The 21,293-nt window shown below is 56.7% G+C and carries 18 protein-coding genes; 8 read left to right on the top strand and 10 right to left on the bottom strand.

Annotated features, from left to right (window positions below):
• The first annotated feature begins 291 nt into the window (after window positions 1-291).
• Window positions 292-1,299: a hypothetical protein gene (locus tag VSQ83_RS12135; RefSeq protein WP_326426887.1), complete on the top strand. Its 1,008-nt coding sequence runs from the start codon at window positions 292-294 to the stop codon at window positions 1,297-1,299.
• A gap of 110 nt (window positions 1,300-1,409) precedes the next feature.
• Here VSQ83_RS12135 and VSQ83_RS12130 read toward each other — a convergent pair whose 3' ends face one another.
• The 5 genes from VSQ83_RS12130 to VSQ83_RS12110 are packed head-to-tail and all read right to left on the bottom strand — an operon-like array spanning window position 1,410 to window position 6,802.
• Window positions 1,410-2,321 carry an SMP-30/gluconolactonase/LRE family protein gene (locus tag VSQ83_RS12130; RefSeq protein WP_133079489.1) on the bottom strand — a complete coding sequence of 304 codons (912 nt, stop codon included), beginning with the start codon at window positions 2,319-2,321 and terminating at the stop codon, window positions 1,410-1,412.
• Between the two features lie 15 nt (window positions 2,322-2,336).
• Window positions 2,337-3,299, bottom strand: a complete 963-nt coding sequence (locus VSQ83_RS12125) for an ABC transporter permease (protein WP_326426886.1) — start codon at window positions 3,297-3,299, stop codon at window positions 2,337-2,339.
• The gene (locus VSQ83_RS12120) at window positions 3,296-4,282 is read right to left on the bottom strand and encodes an ABC transporter permease (RefSeq protein WP_326397890.1); all 987 of its coding nucleotides are present in this window, start codon (window positions 4,280-4,282) and stop codon (window positions 3,296-3,298) included. The genes VSQ83_RS12125 and VSQ83_RS12120 overlap by 4 nt, the downstream gene beginning before the upstream one ends.
• Window positions 4,279-5,733, bottom strand: a complete 1,455-nt coding sequence (locus VSQ83_RS12115; RefSeq protein ID WP_133079487.1) for a sugar ABC transporter ATP-binding protein — start codon at window positions 5,731-5,733, stop codon at window positions 4,279-4,281. Before VSQ83_RS12115 ends, VSQ83_RS12120 begins: the two co-directional genes overlap by 4 nt.
• Window positions 5,734-5,779: 46 nt before the next feature.
• Entirely contained in the window at window positions 5,780-6,802 is a 1,023-nt protein-coding gene (locus VSQ83_RS12110) for an ABC transporter substrate-binding protein (protein ID WP_133079486.1), read from the bottom strand.
• A 276-nt stretch (window positions 6,803-7,078) separates the two neighbouring features.
• Between VSQ83_RS12110 and VSQ83_RS12105 the strand changes: the two genes are divergently transcribed.
• Complete coding sequence (locus VSQ83_RS12105; protein ID WP_133079485.1) at window positions 7,079-8,341, top strand: GAF domain-containing sensor histidine kinase; 1,263 nt, start codon at window positions 7,079-7,081, stop codon at window positions 8,339-8,341.
• On the top strand, window positions 8,341-9,087 hold the full coding sequence (locus VSQ83_RS12100; protein WP_133079484.1) for a response regulator transcription factor: 747 nt from the start codon (window positions 8,341-8,343) through the stop codon (window positions 9,085-9,087). Before VSQ83_RS12105 ends, VSQ83_RS12100 begins: the two co-directional genes overlap by 1 nt.
• 76 nt (window positions 9,088-9,163) lie before the next feature.
• Here VSQ83_RS12100 and sfnG read toward each other — a convergent pair whose 3' ends face one another.
• Window positions 9,164-10,264, bottom strand: coding sequence for a dimethylsulfone monooxygenase SfnG (gene sfnG / locus VSQ83_RS12095; RefSeq protein WP_326426885.1), 1,101 nt, complete (start codon window positions 10,262-10,264; stop codon window positions 9,164-9,166).
• A gap of 45 nt (window positions 10,265-10,309) precedes the next feature.
• Window positions 10,310-10,873 carry an FMN reductase gene (msuE, locus tag VSQ83_RS12090; protein ID WP_326426884.1) on the bottom strand — a complete coding sequence of 188 codons (564 nt, stop codon included), beginning with the start codon at window positions 10,871-10,873 and terminating at the stop codon, window positions 10,310-10,312.
• Window positions 10,874-11,321: 448 nt separating this feature from the next.
• Between msuE and ycaC the strand changes: the two genes are divergently transcribed.
• Window positions 11,322-11,948 (top strand): isochorismate family cysteine hydrolase YcaC, encoded by a 627-nt coding sequence (gene ycaC, locus VSQ83_RS12085; RefSeq protein ID WP_326426883.1) that lies wholly within the window; start codon window positions 11,322-11,324, stop codon window positions 11,946-11,948.
• Between the two features lie 240 nt (window positions 11,949-12,188).
• Here ycaC and VSQ83_RS12080 read toward each other — a convergent pair whose 3' ends face one another.
• On the bottom strand, window positions 12,189-13,133 hold the full coding sequence (locus VSQ83_RS12080; protein WP_133079481.1) for a LysR family transcriptional regulator: 945 nt from the start codon (window positions 13,131-13,133) through the stop codon (window positions 12,189-12,191).
• Window positions 13,134-13,286: 153 nt separating this feature from the next.
• Here VSQ83_RS12080 and VSQ83_RS12075 point away from each other — a divergent pair, with 153 nt between their 5' ends.
• From VSQ83_RS12075 to VSQ83_RS12065, 3 genes are read left to right on the top strand one after another with little or no spacing between them, the layout of a single operon-like run.
• Window positions 13,287-14,429: an iron-containing alcohol dehydrogenase gene (locus tag VSQ83_RS12075; RefSeq protein WP_133079480.1), complete on the top strand. Its 1,143-nt coding sequence runs from the start codon at window positions 13,287-13,289 to the stop codon at window positions 14,427-14,429.
• Window positions 14,430-14,473: 44 nt separating this feature from the next.
• The gene (locus VSQ83_RS12070) at window positions 14,474-15,811 is read left to right on the top strand and encodes an MFS transporter (RefSeq protein WP_326426882.1); all 1,338 of its coding nucleotides are present in this window, start codon (window positions 14,474-14,476) and stop codon (window positions 15,809-15,811) included.
• 21 nt (window positions 15,812-15,832) lie between these two features.
• A complete protein-coding gene (locus tag VSQ83_RS12065) occupies window positions 15,833-17,422 on the top strand; it encodes an aldehyde dehydrogenase (NADP(+)) (RefSeq protein WP_326426881.1) in 1,590 nt (529 codons plus the stop codon).
• A 147-nt stretch (window positions 17,423-17,569) separates the two neighbouring features.
• Here VSQ83_RS12065 and VSQ83_RS12060 read toward each other — a convergent pair whose 3' ends face one another.
• Window positions 17,570-18,844 (bottom strand): glucarate dehydratase family protein, encoded by a 1,275-nt coding sequence (locus VSQ83_RS12060; protein ID WP_326426880.1) that lies wholly within the window; start codon window positions 18,842-18,844, stop codon window positions 17,570-17,572.
• Entirely contained in the window at window positions 18,841-20,196 is a 1,356-nt protein-coding gene (locus VSQ83_RS12055) for an MFS transporter (protein WP_019822572.1), read from the bottom strand. Before VSQ83_RS12055 ends, VSQ83_RS12060 begins: the two co-directional genes overlap by 4 nt.
• Window positions 20,197-20,303: 107 nt before the next feature.
• Between VSQ83_RS12055 and VSQ83_RS12050 the strand changes: the two genes are divergently transcribed.
• The gene (locus VSQ83_RS12050) at window positions 20,304-21,206 is read left to right on the top strand and encodes a LysR family transcriptional regulator (RefSeq protein WP_019822571.1); all 903 of its coding nucleotides are present in this window, start codon (window positions 20,304-20,306) and stop codon (window positions 21,204-21,206) included.
• The last annotated feature ends 87 nt before the right edge of the window (window positions 21,207-21,293 follow it).

Genomic DNA, 21,293 nt, shown 5'->3' with positions numbered 1-21,293 from the left:
CAGTGCATAGTAGATACGAGCCCAGCGAAGCAAATTTCTCGCGGTAAGCCTGCAGCCTATTTTGGATTTATCTAACCTCCAAAGCGGAAGCCGTAGTGCGACACGTCGGAAGTCTTGTGAATATAAATCGATGAACAGCTTCCTCATCTATTGTCCCGTACGCCCGTTCACTGTTCAACAGCCACCGCTGCATCTCTCCTTACTGAAACTTATCTAAACCTGCCAATTCTTGCTAGAATCTCTCAGTCCATAAGCACGCTATTTAAGTCGATCACTAAGGATTGGGATTGCATGATCAAAACCCTGCCAAAAATTATAATTTCAGCTGCTGCACTTTTCGGTATGTTTATTAATTTGCACTTGATCCACACACTTAGCGATCACTCTGCTGTCTCTGGCGTCGAGGAGTTGCTCAGTCTAAGGATGTATGACTGGAGCCAGTCAGTGTCCAAGAAATCAGACTTGGGTGGCTTTGTAACCTTTTCGATTCTTGGCGCTGTGATTGCCGCCTATGTAGCGTCTAAATTAAGGTTTAATTTGGAAAAGACCCTGTATTCAATAATCGCTACTGCCATAATATCTGGATTTGTTTTGGGGAACGTCCAGAACGCTGTGGTATCTCATATTGGCACTTCTTTAGTTGATAAGTACCCCGCCGCCGCCAAGCGCGCTATTTCCACCTATTATGTGCAACGTCTTGCGTGGCGCGACAATGACTATAAGAACGTACTCATCCCTGAATATTCCGGCGATAACATTCGAACAATTGAGTCGAGGCTATTCAGTGTCAATATGTTTTATTTGGTTGAAGATCCCCTTTTCGTGACAGGGGACAAGGTCAGAGGCAAAGACCTTATGGCTCTGTACTTCAATGATGCAGTTGATGCGCAAGTCAAGCAGCAGCCATGGGGGCTGCCCAAAGACAACTGGATATATGAAGGCTTTGTAAGGAAATTTGATACTGCCCACTACGATTTGCGAAGAATAAAGAATACTGTCGTTGTGCCTATTGTGTTGGCCACGACTATTTTTAGTCTGATCTTAAGCGTCTTGGTGTTCATAGGTGAAGTATTTGGGTTGGCGGGTGGAAGCTGGATGAAGATAAGGGCTTATGCAGTGGCTGGTGTTGCTATTGCTTTGCTTGTCACTCCCTTATTCGTACAAACCCACTATCACTTGACGCCAGCAATACAGCAATTTAACTGTAGCTACAGCTATTGCAATTTGGCACAACCCGTCATTGATTGGCTTTTCAGATTCGAACTGGGAGTCGTCAAATTAATCTCATACGTCACCTGAGAATCTAGAAACGGCCTCATCAGTTGAATGTCGAAGAAAACCGCCCCCCTCCGGGCGGTTTTTTCATACCGATGCAACTCAGTTTGTGTCGTGTTTGGGAGCGATCACCTTCACGGCATCTGTGCGCCCGCCACCGCCACATGGATCATGTAGAGCGACGTATTGGCGGTGATAAACAAGCGGTTGCGACGTGGGCCGCCGAACGTGAGGTTGGCGACTTTCTCCGGCAGCAGGATCTTGCCCAGTAATGTGCCGTCAGGAGCAAAGCATTGAATCCCGTCACCCGCGCTCGTCCACACGTTCCCTTGTACATCGACGCGCAAGCCGTCGGGGATCCCGGGTTCGATCTCGGCGAACACCCGCGAACGACCCAAACGACAGTGGTCTATCACCTCCAGCGCTCGAATGTGATGTGGGGCTGCAAGGTCATGTGTGCGCGCCGAGTCGGCAATGTACAGAGTCTTGCCATCGGCCGAAAACGCCAGGCCATTGGGCTGAACGAAATCATCCGCCACGCATTGGACTTCACCCGTCACCGGATCGACCCGATAGACATTCTGGCCCTGCTGTTCCTGCTCAGCCTTGAAGCCTTCGTAATCAGTGAGGATTCCGTAGGTCGGGTCAGTAAACCAGATGGCGCCGTCACGGTGAACCACCACGTCGTTCGGTGAGTTCAGGCGTTTGCCCTGGTAACGATCCGCGATCACCGTGATCGACCCGTCCGGCTCAGTGCGGGTCACGCGGCGTGGGCCGTGTTCACAGGTGACCAGTCGGCCCTGAAGATCTCGGGTATTGCCGTTGGCGAAGTTGGAGTCTTGACGAAACACCGACACGCCCTGCTCTGGCGTCCAGCGCAAAATACGCTGGTTGGGAATGTCACTCCACAAGAGGTAACCACCGTCGTTAAACCAGACCGGCCCCTCGGCCCAGCGGCATTGGTTATAGAGCTGCTCGAGTTGAGTGTTGGGCAGTGTCAATGCGCGGAAGCGTTCATCGATGTATTCATAGTGAGGTTCAAACATGGAAATACCCTCTATTCAGGCAGTGCGTGCCGACTTGCGGCCACTGACGGCGGTGATGACCGCAATGATGATCAGGCCGGTAAGGATCAAGCGCACCCCGGCACTGGCGCCAAAGGTGTTGAGCATGCTTACCAGCAGATAAAGAAACAGCGCCGCTCCCCAGATGCCGGGCACGTTGGAAAATCCACCCGCCACTGAGGTCCCGCCGATCACCACGACTGCAATCGAGGCCAGCAGGTACTCCTCGCCCATGCTCAACGAAGCCCCTCCGGAAAAACCGGCCAGCAGAAGGCCGCAGAGGCTGGCAAAGACCGCACAGAGTACGTAGGTCGCGAAGCGGATCAGGTTGACATGGCCACCGGCAAGCTCCGCAGCACGGGCGTTCTGGCCAATGGCGATCGTCCAGCGGCCGTAGATGCTGCGTGTCAGCACGTAGCCCATGACGACTGCCAGCAACACGACGCTGATCGCCAGGTACGGCACGCCCAAGACGTTTCCGGTGCAGAACTGGTAGAACATTTCCGGTGGCTGGATCCGAATGCTTCGACCGTAGGCAATCGCCATTGACTGCAACAGGAAACTGGCTGACAGCGTGGCAATAATCGGCGGTATGCGAAGCACCCGGATCAAGGCGTAGTTGGCACAACCGATCAACATACCGGCCCCCAGTACACCTAGAACGCCCAACCAGATCAGACCTGGCTGGCCGTCCATCAACTTCATGCCAATGGCCCCGCTGAGTGCGATATTGGCCGGAATCGACAAATCTATGTTGCCCGGGCCCGTGGTAATCACAAACATCTGGCCGATGCCGACTATCACGAAGAACGCCGAGAAGCTCAGTGAGCCTGACAACAGCGAACCTGCACCCTGGCCCCCGGTGAAGGCAATGGTCGCGATCCAAATCAGCAAGGCGGCGAGGAACGACCATACCCAGGGCTTGCCCATGACAGTGGTGAGTAACGGAACACGCTTCATAGTGGGCGAGCCTCAAGACGGTTGACGGACGTACGCAAGGCGAGGACGAGAATCAGAATCGCGCCCTGGGCACCCATCTGCCAGTCTGGCGAAATGCGCATAAAGGACAGCAGCGAGCCTGCCAGCACCAGTGTCAGGGCTCCCAGCACTGCGCCGGTGGGCGAGACGCGGCCGCCGACAAACTCACCGCCACCGAGGATCACGCCCGCGATGGACAACAAGGTGTAACGCAGCGCGATGCTTGCGTCTGCAGAGGTGGTCAGGCCGACTAAAAACAGGCCGGCGAAGACCCCGAACGTACCGGCCAGCGCATACATGGTTATCTTGATGCGCAGCAGCGACCACCCTGCCTTCGCAATGGCCAGCGGATTTCCCCCCGCCCCCCGCAACACAACACCCAGCGTCGAACGCATCAAAAACACATGTACGGCAATCGCCAGCACCACACAGACAATGATCGCGAAAGGCAGCAAAGGTGTCTTGATACGAACCAGGCTCTGCAGCCATTCAGGCGCACTGCCTCCCGGCGCAGGCAACAACAGCACAGCAGCGCCCATCCACACGAACGACATGCCGAGAGTTACGACGATGGAAGGCAAGTTACGTATATGAATCAGCGCGCCCAGCAACGCGTACACCGCAATGCATCCGAGCAACGCCAGGCAGCCAAGTACGGGGTGCTGGTCCAGCAACGTTGCCGCCACGCAGGCGACGAAGCTGATAAAACTGCCCAGCGACAGGTCAAGATCGTTGACAGTGATGATCAGCATCTGGGCGATGGTCGCCAAGGCGATCGGCACCGCCAGGTTAAGCATCAGGTTCATGCCCATGTAACTCATGGCCCTGGGCTGCATGATGAAAATTGTGATCAGCAGCGCCGCGAGTGAAACCCCGGGCAACGCACTGCGCAGCAGGCGTGCATAGTTCAACCCGGGCGATTTGACCGCAGCGCCTTTCAGCGGTAGCGAGGTAGATGCATTCATGCCGTTTGCTCCACAAAGGAGCAGCGAAGAATCTGCTCCTCGCTTAGTTGGCTGCGTGGCAGGTCAAGGACTGCCTGGCCATCACGAAACACATAGATGTGGTCACAGTAATCGAGCTCTTCCAGCTCTGTGGTGTACCAGATGAAGGTGCGCCCTTGGGCCGCCTCCTGAGCGATGATCGAGTACACCTCACGCTTGGTGCCGACATCAACGCCACGCATGGGATCATCCATCAGGATCAGATCGCTGCGCGATGCCAATGCGCGGGCGAACAGTGCTTTTTGTTGATTACCGCCCGACAGTGAAAGGATGGGGTTTCCCATATCCGGGGTGCGGATTCCCATGCGTTTTTGCCATTCTTCAGCCATGGCATGCTCTGCGTCGGGATCGATCAGGGCACCGCGCTTCAGATGGGCCAACGAACTGATCGTGATGTTCTCGGCGATAGACCACATCGCAAACACACCGTCATTTTGTCGATCCCCGGCCACTAGCGCGGCGCCCTGCCCCCTGGCAATACGGTGACGCAGTATTTGAATGAGTAACTGGCTTTGGCCATGTCCTGCCAACCCGGTAAGACCGACGATTTCGCCAGGATGCGCATTGACTGTCATTGCATTGGCTTGACGGGCCGGACGTTGAGCCACCACGGGAGAACCATGGGCCCGTCGCGAGACAAAAACGTGCTGTTCGCAAGCCGCCTTTGCGGCGCTCCCCATGCACTCCACCAGGGACGCGTGGGTAAAATTCGTCGCGGGGCGAATCTCTACCACTCGCCCGTCACGCATTACGGTAATGCGGTCACAGGTGTCCAGCATCTCCCCAAGAATGTGGCTAATCAGCACGATGCTGCCGCCAGCGCCGACAAAGCGCCGGACAAACTGCAGGAGTTGTTCGGCAACCCGCGAATCCAGAGAGGACGTGGGTTCATCGAGAATCACCAAGTCCAGGCGTTCATCGACACGCACGAATGCACGGGCAATTTCAACCATCTGGCGTTTGCCGATCGGCAACTCGGCAACGATGTCGTCGCCACGAATATCATGGCCCGGAAAAATCTGATCAAGACTGGCTTCGATCAGCGCCCTGGCTTTACGTCGCCAGCCCCAGCCACGAATAGCCGGTGACATCAGCCGGGTATTTTCGGCCACGCTGAGGTTTGGGCATAAAGACAGTTCCTGAAACACACAGCGGATCCCGTGCTGGCGTGCCACCTGCACGCCATAGCTGGAGCGTACTTCCTGATCGCCGACCAGCAGCGCACCGCAGTCGGCAGAAAGAGTGCCGGCCAAGACTTGCATCAGGGTGGATTTACCCGCGCCGTTATGGCCGATCAACCCCAGGCACTCTCCGCCCTGAACACTCAGGTTGACCTCACACAGGGCGCGAACAGCGCCAAACGATTTGCCGATACCTTGGAAGGTTACCAGCGCTCGTTGAAAGTCAGACATGACATTCTCCTCGGCATTGCCGCGCACTCAGGCGCGGCAATGCTGGTCAATGAGCGGATGGGCTTGTCAGCGTGGCGACGTCCTCGACGCTGTAGACCTGACTGACAATCCCGCCCTTCTCAAGGCCCTTGAGTGCAGGCTCCAGTGAGTCCTGAGTCACGCTGACTGCTGGCGACAGCAAGTCATGGGGCATTTTCTTGCCATCCAGCAATTGCTGGGCTACCCAGAACGCCAGGCTGGAGATGCTCGGAGCGCTGGAAATCGAAAAGCTTTGGTAGCCGTTGGCGTCTTTCTGTTTCTTCCACCACGACAGCTCTTCCTCGCGATTACCGAAGATAATCGTCGGCGTCGGCCGTCCAGCGGACATGAACGCCTGGGCCGCGCCGTAACCGTCATCCCCTTGAGTCACCAGGGCATCTATAGGTGGCAGGCTAGGTAAAATGCCCGCCACCGCTTTCTGCGCGGCAGTCTGTGACCAGTTGCCGTTGACCGAGCCAACGATTTTCAGGTTGGGATACTTTTGCGCGCCCGCAACGATCCCGGAATGGATCTGCTCATCCACCGAGACGCCTGCCAGCCCGCGAATCTCCAGTATGTTTGCGCCATTTGGGAAGCGTTTGGCCAGGTAATCCATCTGGTCAAGACCGCTTTGTTTAAAGTCCATGGAGATGCGATAGGCACAGGGTTCGGTGACGATGCCATCGAAGGACACGACGATAATGCCCGCATCGCAGGCCTGCTTGACGGCGCCATTTAGAGCGGTCGGCGACGCTGCGTTGATGACGATGGCGCTGTAACCCTGAAGGATGAGGTTCTGGATTTGTGCCGCTTGCTCGGTAGCCTGATTTTCACCGGTTGTGAAGGCGTCTGCGGAAGCGATAACGCCTTTTTTCACAGCGTCGTCGGTGGTCTGCTTCCAGCTGCCAAGCATATTCTGACGCCAGGAATTACCCGCGTAGTTATTGGACAAGGCGATGGTCTTGTCGGCCGTATCGGCCTGCACTTGCATGAAGGGAGAAAGCAACAGCGCGCTTGATAGAAACAGGCATCGCAACGGACGAATTTTCATGGATTGACCTTTGTTATTATTTTTGGGGTTCGGGCGGTCCAATGGATGGATGCTCACCGTTTTACACAAGTTCGATTTCAGTCTGCGCCGTCTCACAGCCAGCGTCTGCGCACATCAATGCAGATATGCGGCGCGACACCGCACCAAATATGCGGGATCACGCAATCTGCCTGCGAGCATTCGCAATTTTTCAATCAGGTCACCTGATCGCCCGCGCAGAGGGATGCCCGCGTTCAGTGATAGCGGGTATGGTAGGGCTACAAAAATAAAAGGTGCATGACCGTGAAACGACCCAGCATCCATGCCGAGGATGTCCTCCATCACTTTCTCGGCATCTCCAGGGCCCTCGCGGGTCAGTTGGACTTCCAGTCGATGATCGACGCAATTTCCGAGGAAATTCGCATCATCCTGCCCCATGATCACCTGGACATCAGCTTGCTGTTGCTGGATGGAGAAAACCATCTGCATGCTTATGAAACGGGGTTACACACCGCATGGAGCAACTTTGCCAATCACCCGCTGCCGATCGTGGAAAGTCCGATCCGTGCCCTGCTGTTGGGAGAGGAACCTTACATCCTCAGTCAAGACGCTACGACTGACCCCCGCTATCAGTTTGTCGGCGCGTTCAACACGCCCATTTTCGATGCGGGGCTGCGCAGCAGACTTCACGTGCCGTTGCGGGCGCGAGGTGAAATTATCGGTGCATTGAGCTGTTCCAAACATGCAGCCGATTACTACACCCTGGAAGACGTGCACCATACCCAGCATGTCGCCGATCTGCTGGCGTCCTACCTCTACGCACTACGCCAGACCGATCAAGCAAAAAGACTGGCGATCGCCGAAACCCAGATTCGCGCCCGAGAAGAGGGGTTGCGCCTGGGTGCCCTGCGCTTGACCGAGGAGCTGGAAAACGAACGGCAGCGCATTGGCATGGATTTACACGACCAGACGCTGGCCGACATGACGCGCCTGCACCGCCGGATCGCCCGCCTGATGACCGTGGATACGCTGTCGGGGAATGACCTGAAACCCGTCAGTGACGCGTTGCAAGAGAGCATGCAGGAGCTGCGCCTTATCATTGATGCGGTCAAACCCACAGTGCTCCAGCTTTTCGGCCTGGAAGAAGGCGTAGAGGATTTGTTGTTGCGCAGTGTGCGCAACAGTGGCCTGAGCATTGCCACTCGCCTGCGTGACACCACAGGTGGGTTAGCAAACAAGCTTGCAGAGCCGCAGAAAATTGCCCTGTTCCGCATCATCCAGGAGGCGGTTAACAACGCTATCAAACATGCTTATCCGGACTCCATTGACATCGAGATCAGCCGGGCCGCGAACCGCCTGCAGCTTTCCATCGTCGATGATGGCCTCGGACTTGACCGGGATAATCTGCTGAACTGCGGCGGAATACAGAACATGAAAATCCGCGCTCGCTTGCTCGACGCCCAACTGCAGATCGAGACCGGTCCGCAAGGCAAGGGAACACACGTCTGTATAAGTCTGCCCCTGCCCGTCCCTCACATTGAACCGGAGCAAACCGTTTGATGGATGTCTTGTTGATTGAAGATGACCCCGTTCATCGCGCATTTCTCAAGGAAGTTATAGAACTGGCGCTTCCTGAGTGCACCCGGTTGCTGGAAGCCGAGGACGGGCTGGCAGGAGAGCGACTGGCCCATGAGTATGGGATCACGGCGGTAGTCATGGATTTGCAGATGCCCAGACGCACCGGGGTGGAGGCTGCCAAGACGATCTGGCGAGACCGGCCCGATACATCGATTCTGTTCTGGTCTAATTATGCTGATGAAGCCTATGTGCGAGGCATCTCGCGAATCGTTCCAGAGGGCGCTGCTTACGGCTATGTGCTCAAGACCGCCTCGGAGGAGCGCTTGCGCCTGGCGCTGCGCAGTCTTTTCATTGAGCAACAATGCGTCATAGATCGTGAGATACGCGGCGTGCAGCAGAAGTCCCAAGACCAGGTACTTGGCCTGACGGACACCGAGTATGAAGTGCTGCAAGACATCGCACTGGGACTTACAGACCGTGCCATAGCCAGTCGACGCTGCCTTTCATTGCGCAGCGTACAAAATCGATTGCAGCAGTTGTACGAAAAGCTCGGTGCCTATCAACCAACCGATGGCCATCTGGGTAGCTATACATACAATCTCAGAGCTCGTGCGGTCAGCATCGCATTGATGCGAAAATTGCTTAACCGCAATGCCATGGAGCAAGCCGAAACGGAATTGCAGCAATGGCTTCGCGACCCCCGACACGTCCCCCGCCAATCATCTTGAGGGGTTTTCCAGCTGGGTCCTGAGACCGGATGCACATCGGATCAGGGACTCAGTCGCGAGACGCCCATCCCGTCTTTTAAGCGAGTGCCGCAGCCTTGGCCGTGACCGCCTCGCGCTCCAGCTCACGCACCAACGGCAACACCTTTCTGCCGAAGTACTCCACTTCTTCATGAAAGTGCAGGAAGCCACTGAGGATCAGGTCCACGCCCACGGCCTTGAGGGCTACGATGCGTTCAGCAATCTGCTGCGCAGTACCGATCAGGTTGGTCTTGAAGCCGTCGTTGTACTGCACCAGGTCTTCGAAAGTGGACTTGGCCCAGTTCCCTTCTCCTTCAGGACTGGAGGCACCGGCGTTCTTCACCTCGCTGCCGAAACCGTTGACGGCCTCTGGATCGGCCTTCGCGATGATCTCCTCCAGTACCGCTTGAGCCTCAGCTTCGGTTTCTCTGGCGATGACAAAAGCGTTCACCCCGACTTTCACCGAATGGCCATTGAGCGCAGCCTTGGCCCGAATGTCGTCGATCTGGGCCTTGATGCCTTCGACGCTGTTGCCGTTGGTGAAGTACCAATCGGAAACCCGCGAAGCCATCTCCCGCGCGGCGCGTGAGCTGCCACCCTGGAAGATTTCCGGGTGCGGTTGCTGCAGTGGCTTGGGTTTGAGCGTGAAGTCATGGAAACGGTAGAAGTCGCCATGAAAACTGAAGTTGTCCTGGGTCCAGATGCCCTTGAGCGCCTGGATGAATTCTTCCGAGCGACGATAGCGCTCATCGTGGTCCAGCCACGGCTCGCCAATGGCCCGAAACTCGCCCTTGAACCAGCCCGACACGATATTGACCGCAACCCGACCGTTGGTGAACTGGTCGATGGTGGCCAGCTGTTTGGCAGCCAGTACCGGACTCCAGGGCCCAGGCAGGATGGCAGCAATCACTTTGAGCTTCTCGGTGGCGGCCAACAATGCGTGGCTGATGGTCACCGACTCATGCTGGTTTTCGGCGCCATAACCGGCGGTAAAGCGGATCTGTGACAAGGCGTACTCGAAACCGGCCTTTTCGGCGATTTGCGCCAGCTTGCGGTTGTAATCGATGTCCCAGCTGGTGCGTTGTTCGATCTTGCTGATTACAAGTCCCCCGCTGACGTTGGGAACCCAGTAGGCAAACTTGATGTTGTCCTGGCTCATTGCGTGTACTCCAGTGATACGTTGAAGTGAGGTCTACCGGTAACTTCAGGCCGCGCTGGCGTCCGGTTGCACAGTCGAAGTGAGGTTCCGGACCGCGGACTCGACAGCGCGCTCGATGCGCTCGAGCACCTGCGGGCTGGTGATCTGGTAATCGGTAAAGTCGGCTTCTGTGGCATACACCCCGATGGGCAAACTCAGGGCCTGAAAGAAACCAAACAGCGGGCGCAACTGGTGTTCGATGACCAGAGCGTGGCGGTCCGAGCCACCGGTGGCGGCCAGCAACACCGGCACGTTGTTCAACGCCTGGTGATGGACGAAATCGAACAGGTGCTTGAACAGTCCATTGTATGAGGCGCGGTACACCGGACTGGCAGCAATCAGCAGGTCGGCCGTTTCAATGGCTTGCAGATGGGCCTCTACCCTTGCGGGCAAGTCTTCGCGGCGCAGCACCCCGGCAAACTGCGGGCCGATCTCGGACAACTCGATCAAGTGCAGCGCGATCGGCAACTGTTGCTCAAGACCGGCGACCAGGGCCTTGAGCAGCACCAGGGTGCGAGTTGGGCGCTGCACGCTCCCGGATACCGCGACCACTTTCAGAGTGTTGTTCATTGCCCGTCCTCGTGATGGCAGAGGCCGCCGCGGCACCTGCACAAGGACTGGAGCAGAAACCGTGCCATTTAAATATCTTTATAAAATCAATGAGTTATGACTTTTCGTGAAGCGCCATAGTGTCGCCTGCCGGACAGATTGTTGATCCACTGTTCCGCCTGCAACAGCTGCCTATCTGTCCGTTCCTCACGGCGACCCGAGCTGATGTTTCCACCCGGCATTCGCAGGGTATTTGCATAACCCGTTCAGGTGTTCAGCCTTCAACTGCGCACCACCGGTTATTACCTGTCCAGGCACCCTGCTCGATCACCCAAAATGCTGCAGATGCATTGTCTCGTTCAGGTGGACAGTCAATCGTTTTTCAGGTGCTTTTTCGTCGCTGATCAGAACATTAATCTGAGCTCATCGCTGAACGACAGCCACCCGCCACTTCGAAAAGGATTCCACCATGACTAACGCAACTTACAACCGCCTGAACAAAGACGACGCCGTAGTTCTACTGGTCGACCACCAGACAGGCTTGATTTCTCTGGTGCAGGACTTCACACCCAACGAGTTCAAGAACAACGTGCTGGCCCTGGCTGACGTCGCGAAATTCTTCGAGCTGCCTACCATCCTCACTACCAGTTTTGAACAAGGCCCCAACGGCCCGCTGGTTCCCGAACTCAAGGAAATGTTCCCGGACGCGCCGTACATCGTTCGACCAGGCCAGATCAACGCCTGGGACAACGAGGACTTCGTCAAGGCGATCAAGGCAACGGGTCGCAAGCAATTGATCATCGCCGGCGTGGTGACAGATGTCTGCGTAGCGTTCCCAACGTTGTCGGCACTGGCTGAAGGGTTTGACGTGTTCGTGGTAACTGACTCTTCGGGGACGTTCAACACCACCGTACAACAAGCGTCCTGGAACCGCATGAGCCAGGCTGGCGCCCAGATGATGAACTGGTTCTCCGTAGCGTGTGAGCTGCAACGCGATTGGCGCAACGACATTGAAGGCCTGGGCAACCTGCTGTCTCAGCGTATTCCCAACTACCGGAACCTGATGAACAGTTACTCCGCGCTGACTGCTCGCTGAAAACCGGCATAGCGTTCACGGCAATGTTGTTCACTTAAGTGATTTCTGCCTCTGTTGGAACGGGCTTGCTCGCGATGGTTGTTAACGGTGACGCGTATTTACCAAGTAAATGCTGCGCACTGAAGACCCTCGCGAGCAAGCCCGCTCCCACATTTGAGCCGCGTTGCTCTTGAGTGAACATTATTGCTGCTCTGCGGGCCCTTTTGCTTTGGTGGGCAATCACATCTTGTCATCGCGGCATCAAACGTCCGGATCAACAGTTTCTGCTGGGCCAAGCAGTAACTCCGTTAACTGTTTCATGGCTGGTGTAGCCTGACCGCCCCTGCGGGTGACCAGTTCGTAGGGATCGCTGACCGACTTTATCGAGTGGGGCAAGATCCGTATTCGGTGGTGTTGCGCACATTGGTTCGCCACATCTATTGAAACCAGGGCCACAAAATCGGACTGGTTTTGCAGGAGCGACAAAGTCGCCAGGATTGAAGTGGTCTCGACCAGGTGGAGCGGGAAGCGAATGCCTGCATCGTGAAACTCACGCTCCAGTTGCACCCGCATCGGCATGTTCGCCCTGTACACAATCCATCGGCTTGAAGCCAGCTGCTCAAGGCTAAGCGTCTGCGCTTCCTTGAGCGGATGATCGATATTGCCGATGACGGCCAGCGTCTCATCCTGAACAAGCGAACTCGAGAACAGATGCGGCGAGTTGCTCACACACGTTCTACACAGCGCCATGTCCAGTCGGCCGCTCTCGATTTGCGCCAGCAGAGATTGACTGGTGTCTTCAATGATCTCGAACGACATCTCGGGCTGGATGGCAATGAGCTGCGAAATCGCCCCCATCAACAGGGGGACAGCGCCCATGATTGCGCCTACTGCGAGTCGCCCTCCTACACCTCTCAAGATCGCATCAAGGTCGTGCCGAAGGTTTGAGATATCTGTTTGAACCACCCGAGCATATCGGATCGCACAGTAGCCAGCCGCCGTAGGCTCCAGCCCCCGGTTGGTTCGTGTGAACAGCGCCGTGCCAAAGGTCGTCTCGATCTCTTGCAGCGCTTTGCTCGCGCCCGGTTGAGTGAGGCCAACGCTATTCGCGGCCCCGAGGAGAGAGCCATGCTCGTCCAATTCGATAAGTAAGCGCAGGTGTCTGGCATGGAGTCTGGACATGATCGAGTTGAGCGACGGGGTCATCTGATATTACTCCAAGCTATACCTGTATGGATTGTTCTCAATACCGAGGTCAGAAATTGATTCATATACTGGCGCGGCACCCTGTCGCGCCTGAAGCGGCAGACTGGCCTAATTCAAGCCGATAATAACAATACTGAAGGCTCAAGGAGACCCATGTCCCTGATCAATTACATCACCCAAATTCAGTTCGACGCAGGAGCCATTTCGCTTTTGCCCGCCGAGTGCCAACGTGTTGGTATAACCAGGCCTTTGATCGTCACTGACCTTGGGGTCCGGGCTGCCGGCATCATCAATGTTGCCCTCGGCACATTCACCGATGCTAGCGTCAAACTGCCAATCTATGACGGCACGCCTTCCAACCCGAACGAAAGAGCCGTTCGCGAAGCCGTGGCCATATTCAAAGAGTTCAGATGCGACGGAATCATCGCCATCGGGGGTGGTTCCGCCATCGACCTGGCCAAAGGTGTGGCCGTCTGCGCTACCCACGAAGGCTCGCTGAAGAGCTTTGCCGTCATTGAAGGTGGCCTGGCCCGTATCACTTCAGCGACCGCTCCCGTTATCGCGGTCCCGACCACTGCCGGTACTGGTAGCGAGGTTGGCCGTGGCGCCATCCTGATTCTGGATGACGGTCGCAAGGTCGGAGTGATCTCTCCCTATGTCGTACCCAAATCTGCGATCTGCGACCCGGAGTTGACTCTGGGCCTGCCACACGCACTGACCGCCGCCACCGGTATGGATGCAATTGCCCACTGCCTGGAAACCTTCATGGCCCCTGCGTTCAATCCGCCTGCTGACGGTATTGCTCTGGATGGCCTGTGGCGTGCCTGGCGCTTCATCGAAACCGCAACCCGGGATCCGAAGAACCTGGAAGGCCGTATCAACATGATGAGTGCCTCACTGCAGGGCGCCCTGGCCTTCCAGAAGGGCTTGGGTTGCGTTCACAGCCTCAGTCACTCCCTGGGCGGCATTGATCCACGCCTGCACCACGGCACGCTCAATGCGATTTTTCTTCCCGCCGTCATCGCATTCAACCGCCAGGCCCAGACGGTTGTGGCCGAGCACAAGATGGCTCGAATCGCTCAAGCCATTGGCCTGGCTGATGAGAACGCAATCGAAGAGGCGATTCGCAACATGACCCGTGCGCTGGGGCTGCCGACCGGTCTGCGTGAGCTTGGCGTTACCGAGGACATGTTTTCGAACATCATCCAGGGCGCCCTGGCTGACCACAGTCATCGCACAAACCCGCGTGAGGCTTCTGCTGACGATTATCGGTGGATTCTTGAAGCCTCGATGTAACCAACGACCTGCTTTCAAATAAACAATAAGAAAAGTGAACGCCCATGAATAATAAATATGCGCAAGCAGAGCTTGGCCGCAAGCCTGACACGGTCGTTAGCTCCACCCCTTACAAGAAGTACCAGGTCATCACCGTGAGCCTGCTCCTGGTGATTGGCATCATCAACTACGTCGACCGCAGTGCGTTGTCGATTGCTAACACTTCGATCCAGCGGGACATGGGGATCTCGCCGACACAGATGGGTATCCTGTTGTCGGCGTTTTCTCTGGCCTACGCGCTTGCCCAGTTGCCTTTGGGAGTGATCATCGACCGCCTTGGTAGCAAGATTTCCCTGGGCGCGGCGCTCCTTGGTTGGTCGGTGGCCCAGACCGCATCTGGCCTGATCAACAGTTTTTCGTCTTTTATCGGGCTGAGGATTTTGCTGGGTATTGGTGAGGCACCGATGTTCCCTTCGGCGGCCAAAGCACTGTCTGAGTGGTTCGAAGCCGAGAAGCGCGGCACACCTACGGGCATCGTGCTGTCGTCGACGTGTATCGGTCCGTGCATCGCGCCGCCACTGTTGACGCTGCTGATGGTCACCTGGGGTTGGCGAGGCATGTTTATCGTCACAGGTGTGTTCGGGATTGTGTTGGCCGCCTGCTGGTTCGCTTTCTACAAAAGCAAGGAACGCTACCTGGCTGAGCTGCCTGCCGAGGAGCGGGAGCGCCTGCTGGCCTTACAACCACAGTCAGCGCCTACGGTCAGGCCAACCATCAAGGAACAACTTCGCGCCTGGACCGAGCTTTTCCGTCACAAGACCACCTGGGGGGCAGTGCTGGGTTTCATGGGCGTGATTTACATGCTGTGGCTGCATCTGACCTGGCTGCCTGGCTACTTCGAACGTGAGCATGGCCTCACTCTTTATCAGACAGCATGGGTCGTTTCTCTGGCTTACGTGTTCGGTGCTCTGGGCACCATTGTGGCGGGCCGTATCTGCGACCGCCTGGTGAAGAACGGCGCCACGATTCTGGGTAGTCGCAAGATCGTCGTGGTGTGCGCGCTGCTCTCGGCAGCAGCCTTCACGGTGCCGCTTTCGTTTGGCAGCGGAATTGTCTTGAGTGTGATCTTGCTTTGCTTCGCGCTCTTTAGCGTGAACATGGCCAGTTCTACTGCCTGGATGATCGTCAATACCGTGGTGGACAGCCGGCGTGTTGCCTCCTTTGGCTCCATCCAGAACTTCGGCGGATACCTGGCTGGCTCGGTCGCTCCAATTGTCACAGGGTTCAGCATCCAGCAGACGGGCTCATTTGCTTCTGCATTTCTGATCAGTGCCGTCGTGGCATCTGTGGCAGCAATGGCCTACGCACTGCTGTTGAAGCAGCCCATTTCTACGGACAAATAATCAGATTAGCGGAGTACATGTATGCAACTCACCGGCGAACAATTAATTGGCTACCAGGTGATTCGTGGCAAAGGGCGTGAGCTTCTGGCCATTAATCCTTGTGACCAACAGGCCATCCGCACTCCGGTCTTCACTTGCGCAACCACGGCACTTGTCGATCAAGCCTGCGAACTTGCAAAGCAAGCGTTCGATCCATTGCGCGCTACCGATCCCGAGACCCGCGCTCAGTTTCTTGAAGCGATCGCTGACGGGATCATTGAACTGGGTTCAATCCTCATTGAACGAGCGCACCTCGAGACAGGCCTGCCAGTTGCGCGCCTGGAGGGTGAGCGTGGCCGCACGGCAGGTCAACTGCGGCTGTTCGCCACGGTGCTCCGTCAAGGCCGGTGGCAAACCGCTACGTTCGATTCGCCGCTGCCTGAACGCAAGCCCTTGCCACGCCCTGACTTGCGCATGTGCAGAATCCCGTTGGGCCCGGTTGCTGTCTTTGGTGCCAGCAATTTTCCTCTGGCGTTCTCCGTGGCGGGTGGAGATACCGCTTCTGCACTGGCTGCCGGCTGCCCCGTGGTGGTGAAAGCCCACCGTGCTCACCTCGGCACCTCGGAATTGGTAGGCCGGGTGATTCAGGAGGCATCGAGACGACTTGAACTGCCGGAAGGGACATTCTCCCTATTGGTAGGTGACGGCAGTGATGTCGGCCAGCAACTGGTCTCGCACCCGGCCATCAAGGCGGTAGGTTTCACCGGTTCTCGAGCTGGCGGCCTGGCATTAATGCGCGCTGCTGCAGCACGGCCTGAGCCGATCCCGGTCTACGCGGAAATGAGCAGCATCAACCCGGTCTTCCTGCTGCCAGGCGCATTGGCCAAACGCGCTGATTCCATGGCTACTGCCTTCGTGGACGCCCTGGTCATGGGGGCAGGCCAGTTTTGCACAAATCCCGGTGTGGTCCTGGCCGTGGAAGGTCCCGACATGGACGCTTTCCTGGCCCGGGCCGGGGCGTACCTTTCTGAGAAAGCAGCTCAGACCATGCTCACTCCCGGCATTCACTCTGCCTATGAACAGGGGGTCAACAGGGTTTCGGGCGAAGCAGGTGTAGAAGCGGTTGCATCGGGACAAGCTCATTCAGGAATGACTCAGGCGCAAGGGCATCTTTACCAGACTACGTTTACGAAGATATCGGCCAATGCTGGGCTGTTGGAGGAGGTGTTCGGCCCGACCGCTATTGTCATTCGCTGCCAGAACGTCGAAGAGATGCTGGCTTTTGCACAATCCATTGAGGGTCAACTGACAGCGACGCTTCATTTGGAAGACGAAGACCTGTCGATTGCTCAGGGACTGGTCAAGGCAATGGAGAAAAAAGCAGGGCGCATTCTCATCAATGGCTTCCCGACTGGCGTAGAGGTTTGCGATTCCATGGTGCATGGCGGAACCTTCCCGGCCACCTCGGACAGCCGCACGACGTCGGTAGGATCGACGGCAATTGAGCGTTTCCTGCGCCCGGTGTGCTATCAGAGCTTCCCGGACGTCTTGCTCCCTGAAGCGCTCAAGCAACAAAACCCGCTGAATGTCTGGCGCCAGGTGGACGGAAAACCTGCTGCTCCCCGTAGCTAGCAGGTAGCTGCACCGGAGCCAGGGCGACAGTCTTGACTCCGGCAAACAGAGCGCCCAGAAGCAGCAACAACCCGATCGAAAACCTGATCTCTCAGCACCTCTACGACTGCCCGCTGAACACAGTGGGCAGCCCATCACGCGAAGTCCTCAGAACCGAGGTTTTAGCGCTTGCCAGTCAGGCTTGTACCGCTGCATTTGTTTCACATCATCGCGCTGTCGAATGCCGCAAGTGAGGTACAGATCATTCAACTTTGCCAATTGCTCATAATCCAGCTCAAGCCCCAGTCCCGGCGCGCGAGTGATTCTCACGCAACCATCAACGATGGGTATCTTTCCGCCTTTGACCACCTCTTCATCAGGCTCTTGCCACGGATAGTGAGTGTCGCAGGCATAGTCCAGGTTGGGCACTGACGCGGCAACATGGGCCATGGCCATCAGGCTGATACCCAGGTGTGAGTTGGAATGCATGGATACGCCAACACCAAATGTCTGGCACATCTTGGCCAGGTGCTGAGTATCCCGCAGGCCGCCCCAGTAATGATGATCGGCCAAAACAATTTGCACGCTGTCGAGGGCAACGCTGCGCCGGAACTCGTCAAAGTCGGTGACGACCATGTTCGTTGCCAACGGCAAACCAGTGAGTCTGTGCAGCTCGGACATACCCTCCAGACCAGGGGTTGGATCTTCGTAATATTGCAGGTCGTCACCCAACAACTGCGCCATCCGGATTGAGGTTTCCAGAGACCAGTTACCATTGGGGTCAATGCGTAACGGGTAGCCCGGGAAGGCTTTCTTCAGGGCTTTGATGCATGACACTTCGTGCTCAGGGGGTAGAGTCCCGGCCTTGAGCTTGATGCTCTTGAAGCCGTAAGCCTCAATCATTCTTCGTGCCTGGGCGACGATCTGTTCCTCGTTCAGCGCCTCGCCCCAAGCGTCAGGTTGGTAAGGCGAATCCACATGCTGCGCGTACTTGAAAAACAGGTAGGCGCTGAACGGGATTTCATCGCGCACTGCGCCACCCAGCAAATCCACCAGGGGTACATTCAAGGAGCGCGCTTGCAGGTCCAGAAACGCGACTTCGAACGCCGAGTAAGCATTGCTGACGGCCTTGCTCGCGTGAGAGCCGGGCGCCAGCTCCGCGCCAGCAATACTCTGCGGTGCGTGGGCTGCCACGGTAGCCCGGACGATTGCCCGCAACTGATTCAGGTTGAACGGGTCAAGGCCTATCAATTGCGCCTGCAACTGCTGCTGGATCGCCAGCGCAGGGGCGTCGCCATAGCTTTCACCGAGGCCGATATAGCCAGTGTCGCTCTCTATTTCGATGATGGAGCGCAGGGCATAGGGTTCGTGAATACCGCTGGCATTGAGCAACGGTGGATCACGGAAGGCGATGGGGGTGACGGTAACTCGTGTGATTTTCAAGAAGCGGCTCCCGCAGGGTCGATTTTCAAAGTGTTGTGAGTAGCAGTGGATTGAGCTTGGCCAGCCGGCGTCGTGCGAACAAAAAATATCACCACCGCCGCCAGGAGCGATGTGGCTGCAAGCCCGTACAGACCACCCTCGATAGAGCCCGTGGTTTGCTCCAGAAAGCCGAACGCGGTAGGAGCAACGAACCCGCCAAGATTACCGATGGAGTTGATCAACGCGATGACAGCCGCCGCAATACGTGCGTCCAGATAGCCCTGAGGAATCGGCCAGAACAGCGCTGAAGCTGCCTTGAAACCAATCGCGGCGAAACAGATGGAGATAAAGGCGAACACAGGGCCGCCGGTAGTCGACATGAACATACCGAGCGAGGCAATCACCAGCGTCAGCGCGACCCAAGCCTGCTGGTGTTTCCATTTGCTGGCCATTCCGGCAAAGCCATACATGGCAACAATGGAAATCAACCACGGAATCGAGTTGAACAGCCCAACCTGGAAATCATCAAAACTGCCCATCTTTTTGATCATGCTGGGCAGCCAGAATGTCGCCCCATAAATGGTCAGGGCAATGGAGAAGTAGATGAAGCAAAACAAGGCGATCTGCTTGTCGGCCAGCAGCCTTAACATCGAAGGCTTGACTGTCAGCACCGCCTCACGGGCTTGTTGCTCCAGAGCAATCGCGTTGATCAATGCGCCCTTCTCTTCTTCGCTCAACCATTTCGCATCACGAGGATGGGATTGCAGCCAGAACCAGACGAACGCGCAGAGAACAATCGAGGCAAAACCTTCTATCAGGAACATCCATTGCCAGCCGTGCAGGCTAAAACCACTTACGTGTAACAGGGCACCGGACACCGGGCCGGAGATCACCGAGGCAATCGCCGAGCCGCTGAGGAAGATCGCCATCGCCTTACCCCGCTCAGTCGACGGCAACCACTGAGTGAAGTAGTAGATGATCCCCGGGAAGAAGCCCGCCTCTGCCGCGCCCAGAATAAAGCGCAGCACATAGAAACTGGTTTCACCGCGCACAAAAGCCATCGCCATTGCCGCAGCGCCCCACGTGAACATGATGCGGGTCAACCAGGCTCTTGCACCGTAGCGCTGCAGCAGCATATTGGACGGCACTTCGAAGATCGCGTAACCAATGAAGAACAACCCGGCTCCCAGACCATAAGCGGCGGCGCCAATGCCCAGATCGGTTTCCAAATGACTGCGAACAAAGCCAATATTGACCCGATCGATGTAGTTGACGATGAACATCACCACAAACAAGGGCAGAACATGACGCTTTACCTTGGACGCGGCCCGGGCAAGTACCGTGGCGTCAGGCATCGGGTGAAGGGTATTCAAAGGGGCAACTCCCAATCATTGTTTTTTTAGGGACAGCCCGATGATGGACGCGCACATTGTTCCCGTCTAATCTAACTTGGCATTCGATTGATACCAGGATTAGATCAATGTTCGAACTGACCCAGCTGCGCTGCTTCACCACGGTGGCCACAGAACTCAACTTTCGGCGCGCTGCTGAACGGTTGAACATGACCCAGCCGCCCCTCAGTCGGCAGATTCAATTGCTGGAGCACCACCTGGGCGTGGAACTGTTTACCCGCACCACCCGCAGCGTGGCCCTGACCGCAGCGGGCCGGGCTTTTTTCATCGAAGCACAAAACCTGCTGGAGCGTGCCCAGCAAGCGGCGACCAACGCCCGACGCTTCGCAGAGGGTGATATCGGTTCGGTCAACATCAGTTTTGTAGGCAGCGCGGTGTATGAGTTTTTGCCAAAGGTCATTGCCGAAGCTAGGCTCAAGCAACCCCAGGTCAAAATTGACCTCTCAGAGATGAACACCTACCAACAGCATGAAGCGTTGCGCGCACGCCGAGTCGATCTGGGCATCGCCCGGGCACCGCTGCTGGAGCCCGGTTACGCCACCGAGTGCCTTGTTCGCGAACCCTTTGTGCTGGCGCTGCCCCGGCATCACCCGTTAGCCCAGGCCAGCGATATCTCAGTCAAAGACTTGGATGCCCAGCCCTTCCTGATGTATTCCCACGCAGCGTATCCACCGTTCAACGAACTGCTGACCGGCATGCTGCGATCAGCTCGCGTGGCACCGGAGTACGTGCAATGGCTCGGTTCATCGCTCACCATTCTGGCGCTGGTCAATGCCGGGATGGGCTTGGCCCTGGTGCCGCGCTGTGCAAGCAGTGTGGTGTTCAAGAACGTGATTTTTCGCGATATCGATCTGGGCGAAGGGGTGCAAAGTGAATTGCACCTGATTTGGCGAGAAAATAACGACAACCCCGCGTTTGCCATGTTGCTCGAAGCCATACGCCGGGCAGTGCGCGAAGGTTGGGGTGAGTAGCGCCTTTGGGCGCGAGGTAAATCGCCAGTGCTGCGGTTGATCGCAGCACTGGCGCTTACGTTAAGTGGCAAACGCCACCCGGGTTTG

It is taken from the genome of Pseudomonas sp. DSV-1 (assembly GCF_035830915.1).
GTDB lineage: Bacteria > Pseudomonadota > Gammaproteobacteria > Pseudomonadales > Pseudomonadaceae > Aquipseudomonas.
This window is presented reverse-complemented; position numbering and strand designations above follow the sequence as displayed.

Bases quoted from the DNA above. Each gene is read 5' to 3' on its own strand.
- sfnG (WP_326426885.1), bottom strand. From the start codon at position 10,264: ATGAGCCAGGACAACATCAAGTTTGCCTACTGGGTTCCCAACGTCAGC.
- VSQ83_RS12100 (WP_133079484.1), top strand. From the start codon at position 8,341: ATGGATGTCTTGTTGATTGAAGATGACCCCGTTCATCGCGCATTTCTC.
- VSQ83_RS12075 (WP_133079480.1), top strand. From the start codon at position 13,287: ATGTCCCTGATCAATTACATCACCCAAATTCAGTTCGACGCAGGAGCC.
- VSQ83_RS12105 (WP_133079485.1), top strand. From the start codon at position 7,079: ATGACCGTGAAACGACCCAGCATCCATGCCGAGGATGTCCTCCATCAC.
- VSQ83_RS12080 (WP_133079481.1), bottom strand. From the start codon at position 13,133: ATGACCCCGTCGCTCAACTCGATCATGTCCAGACTCCATGCCAGACAC.
- ycaC (WP_326426883.1), top strand. From the start codon at position 11,322: ATGACTAACGCAACTTACAACCGCCTGAACAAAGACGACGCCGTAGTT.
- VSQ83_RS12050 (WP_019822571.1), top strand. From the start codon at position 20,304: ATGTTCGAACTGACCCAGCTGCGCTGCTTCACCACGGTGGCCACAGAA.
- VSQ83_RS12130 (WP_133079489.1), bottom strand. From the start codon at position 2,321: ATGTTTGAACCTCACTATGAATACATCGATGAACGCTTCCGCGCATTG.
- VSQ83_RS12125 (WP_326426886.1), bottom strand. From the start codon at position 3,299: ATGAAGCGTGTTCCGTTACTCACCACTGTCATGGGCAAGCCCTGGGTA.
- VSQ83_RS12110 (WP_133079486.1), bottom strand. From the start codon at position 6,802: ATGAAAATTCGTCCGTTGCGATGCCTGTTTCTATCAAGCGCGCTGTTG.
- VSQ83_RS12070 (WP_326426882.1), top strand. From the start codon at position 14,474: ATGAATAATAAATATGCGCAAGCAGAGCTTGGCCGCAAGCCTGACACG.
- msuE (WP_326426884.1), bottom strand. From the start codon at position 10,873: ATGAACAACACTCTGAAAGTGGTCGCGGTATCCGGGAGCGTGCAGCGC.
- VSQ83_RS12065 (WP_326426881.1), top strand. From the start codon at position 15,833: ATGCAACTCACCGGCGAACAATTAATTGGCTACCAGGTGATTCGTGGC.
- VSQ83_RS12115 (WP_133079487.1), bottom strand. From the start codon at position 5,733: ATGTCTGACTTTCAACGAGCGCTGGTAACCTTCCAAGGTATCGGCAAA.
- VSQ83_RS12135 (WP_326426887.1), top strand. From the start codon at position 292: ATGATCAAAACCCTGCCAAAAATTATAATTTCAGCTGCTGCACTTTTC.
- VSQ83_RS12120 (WP_326397890.1), bottom strand. From the start codon at position 4,282: ATGAATGCATCTACCTCGCTACCGCTGAAAGGCGCTGCGGTCAAATCG.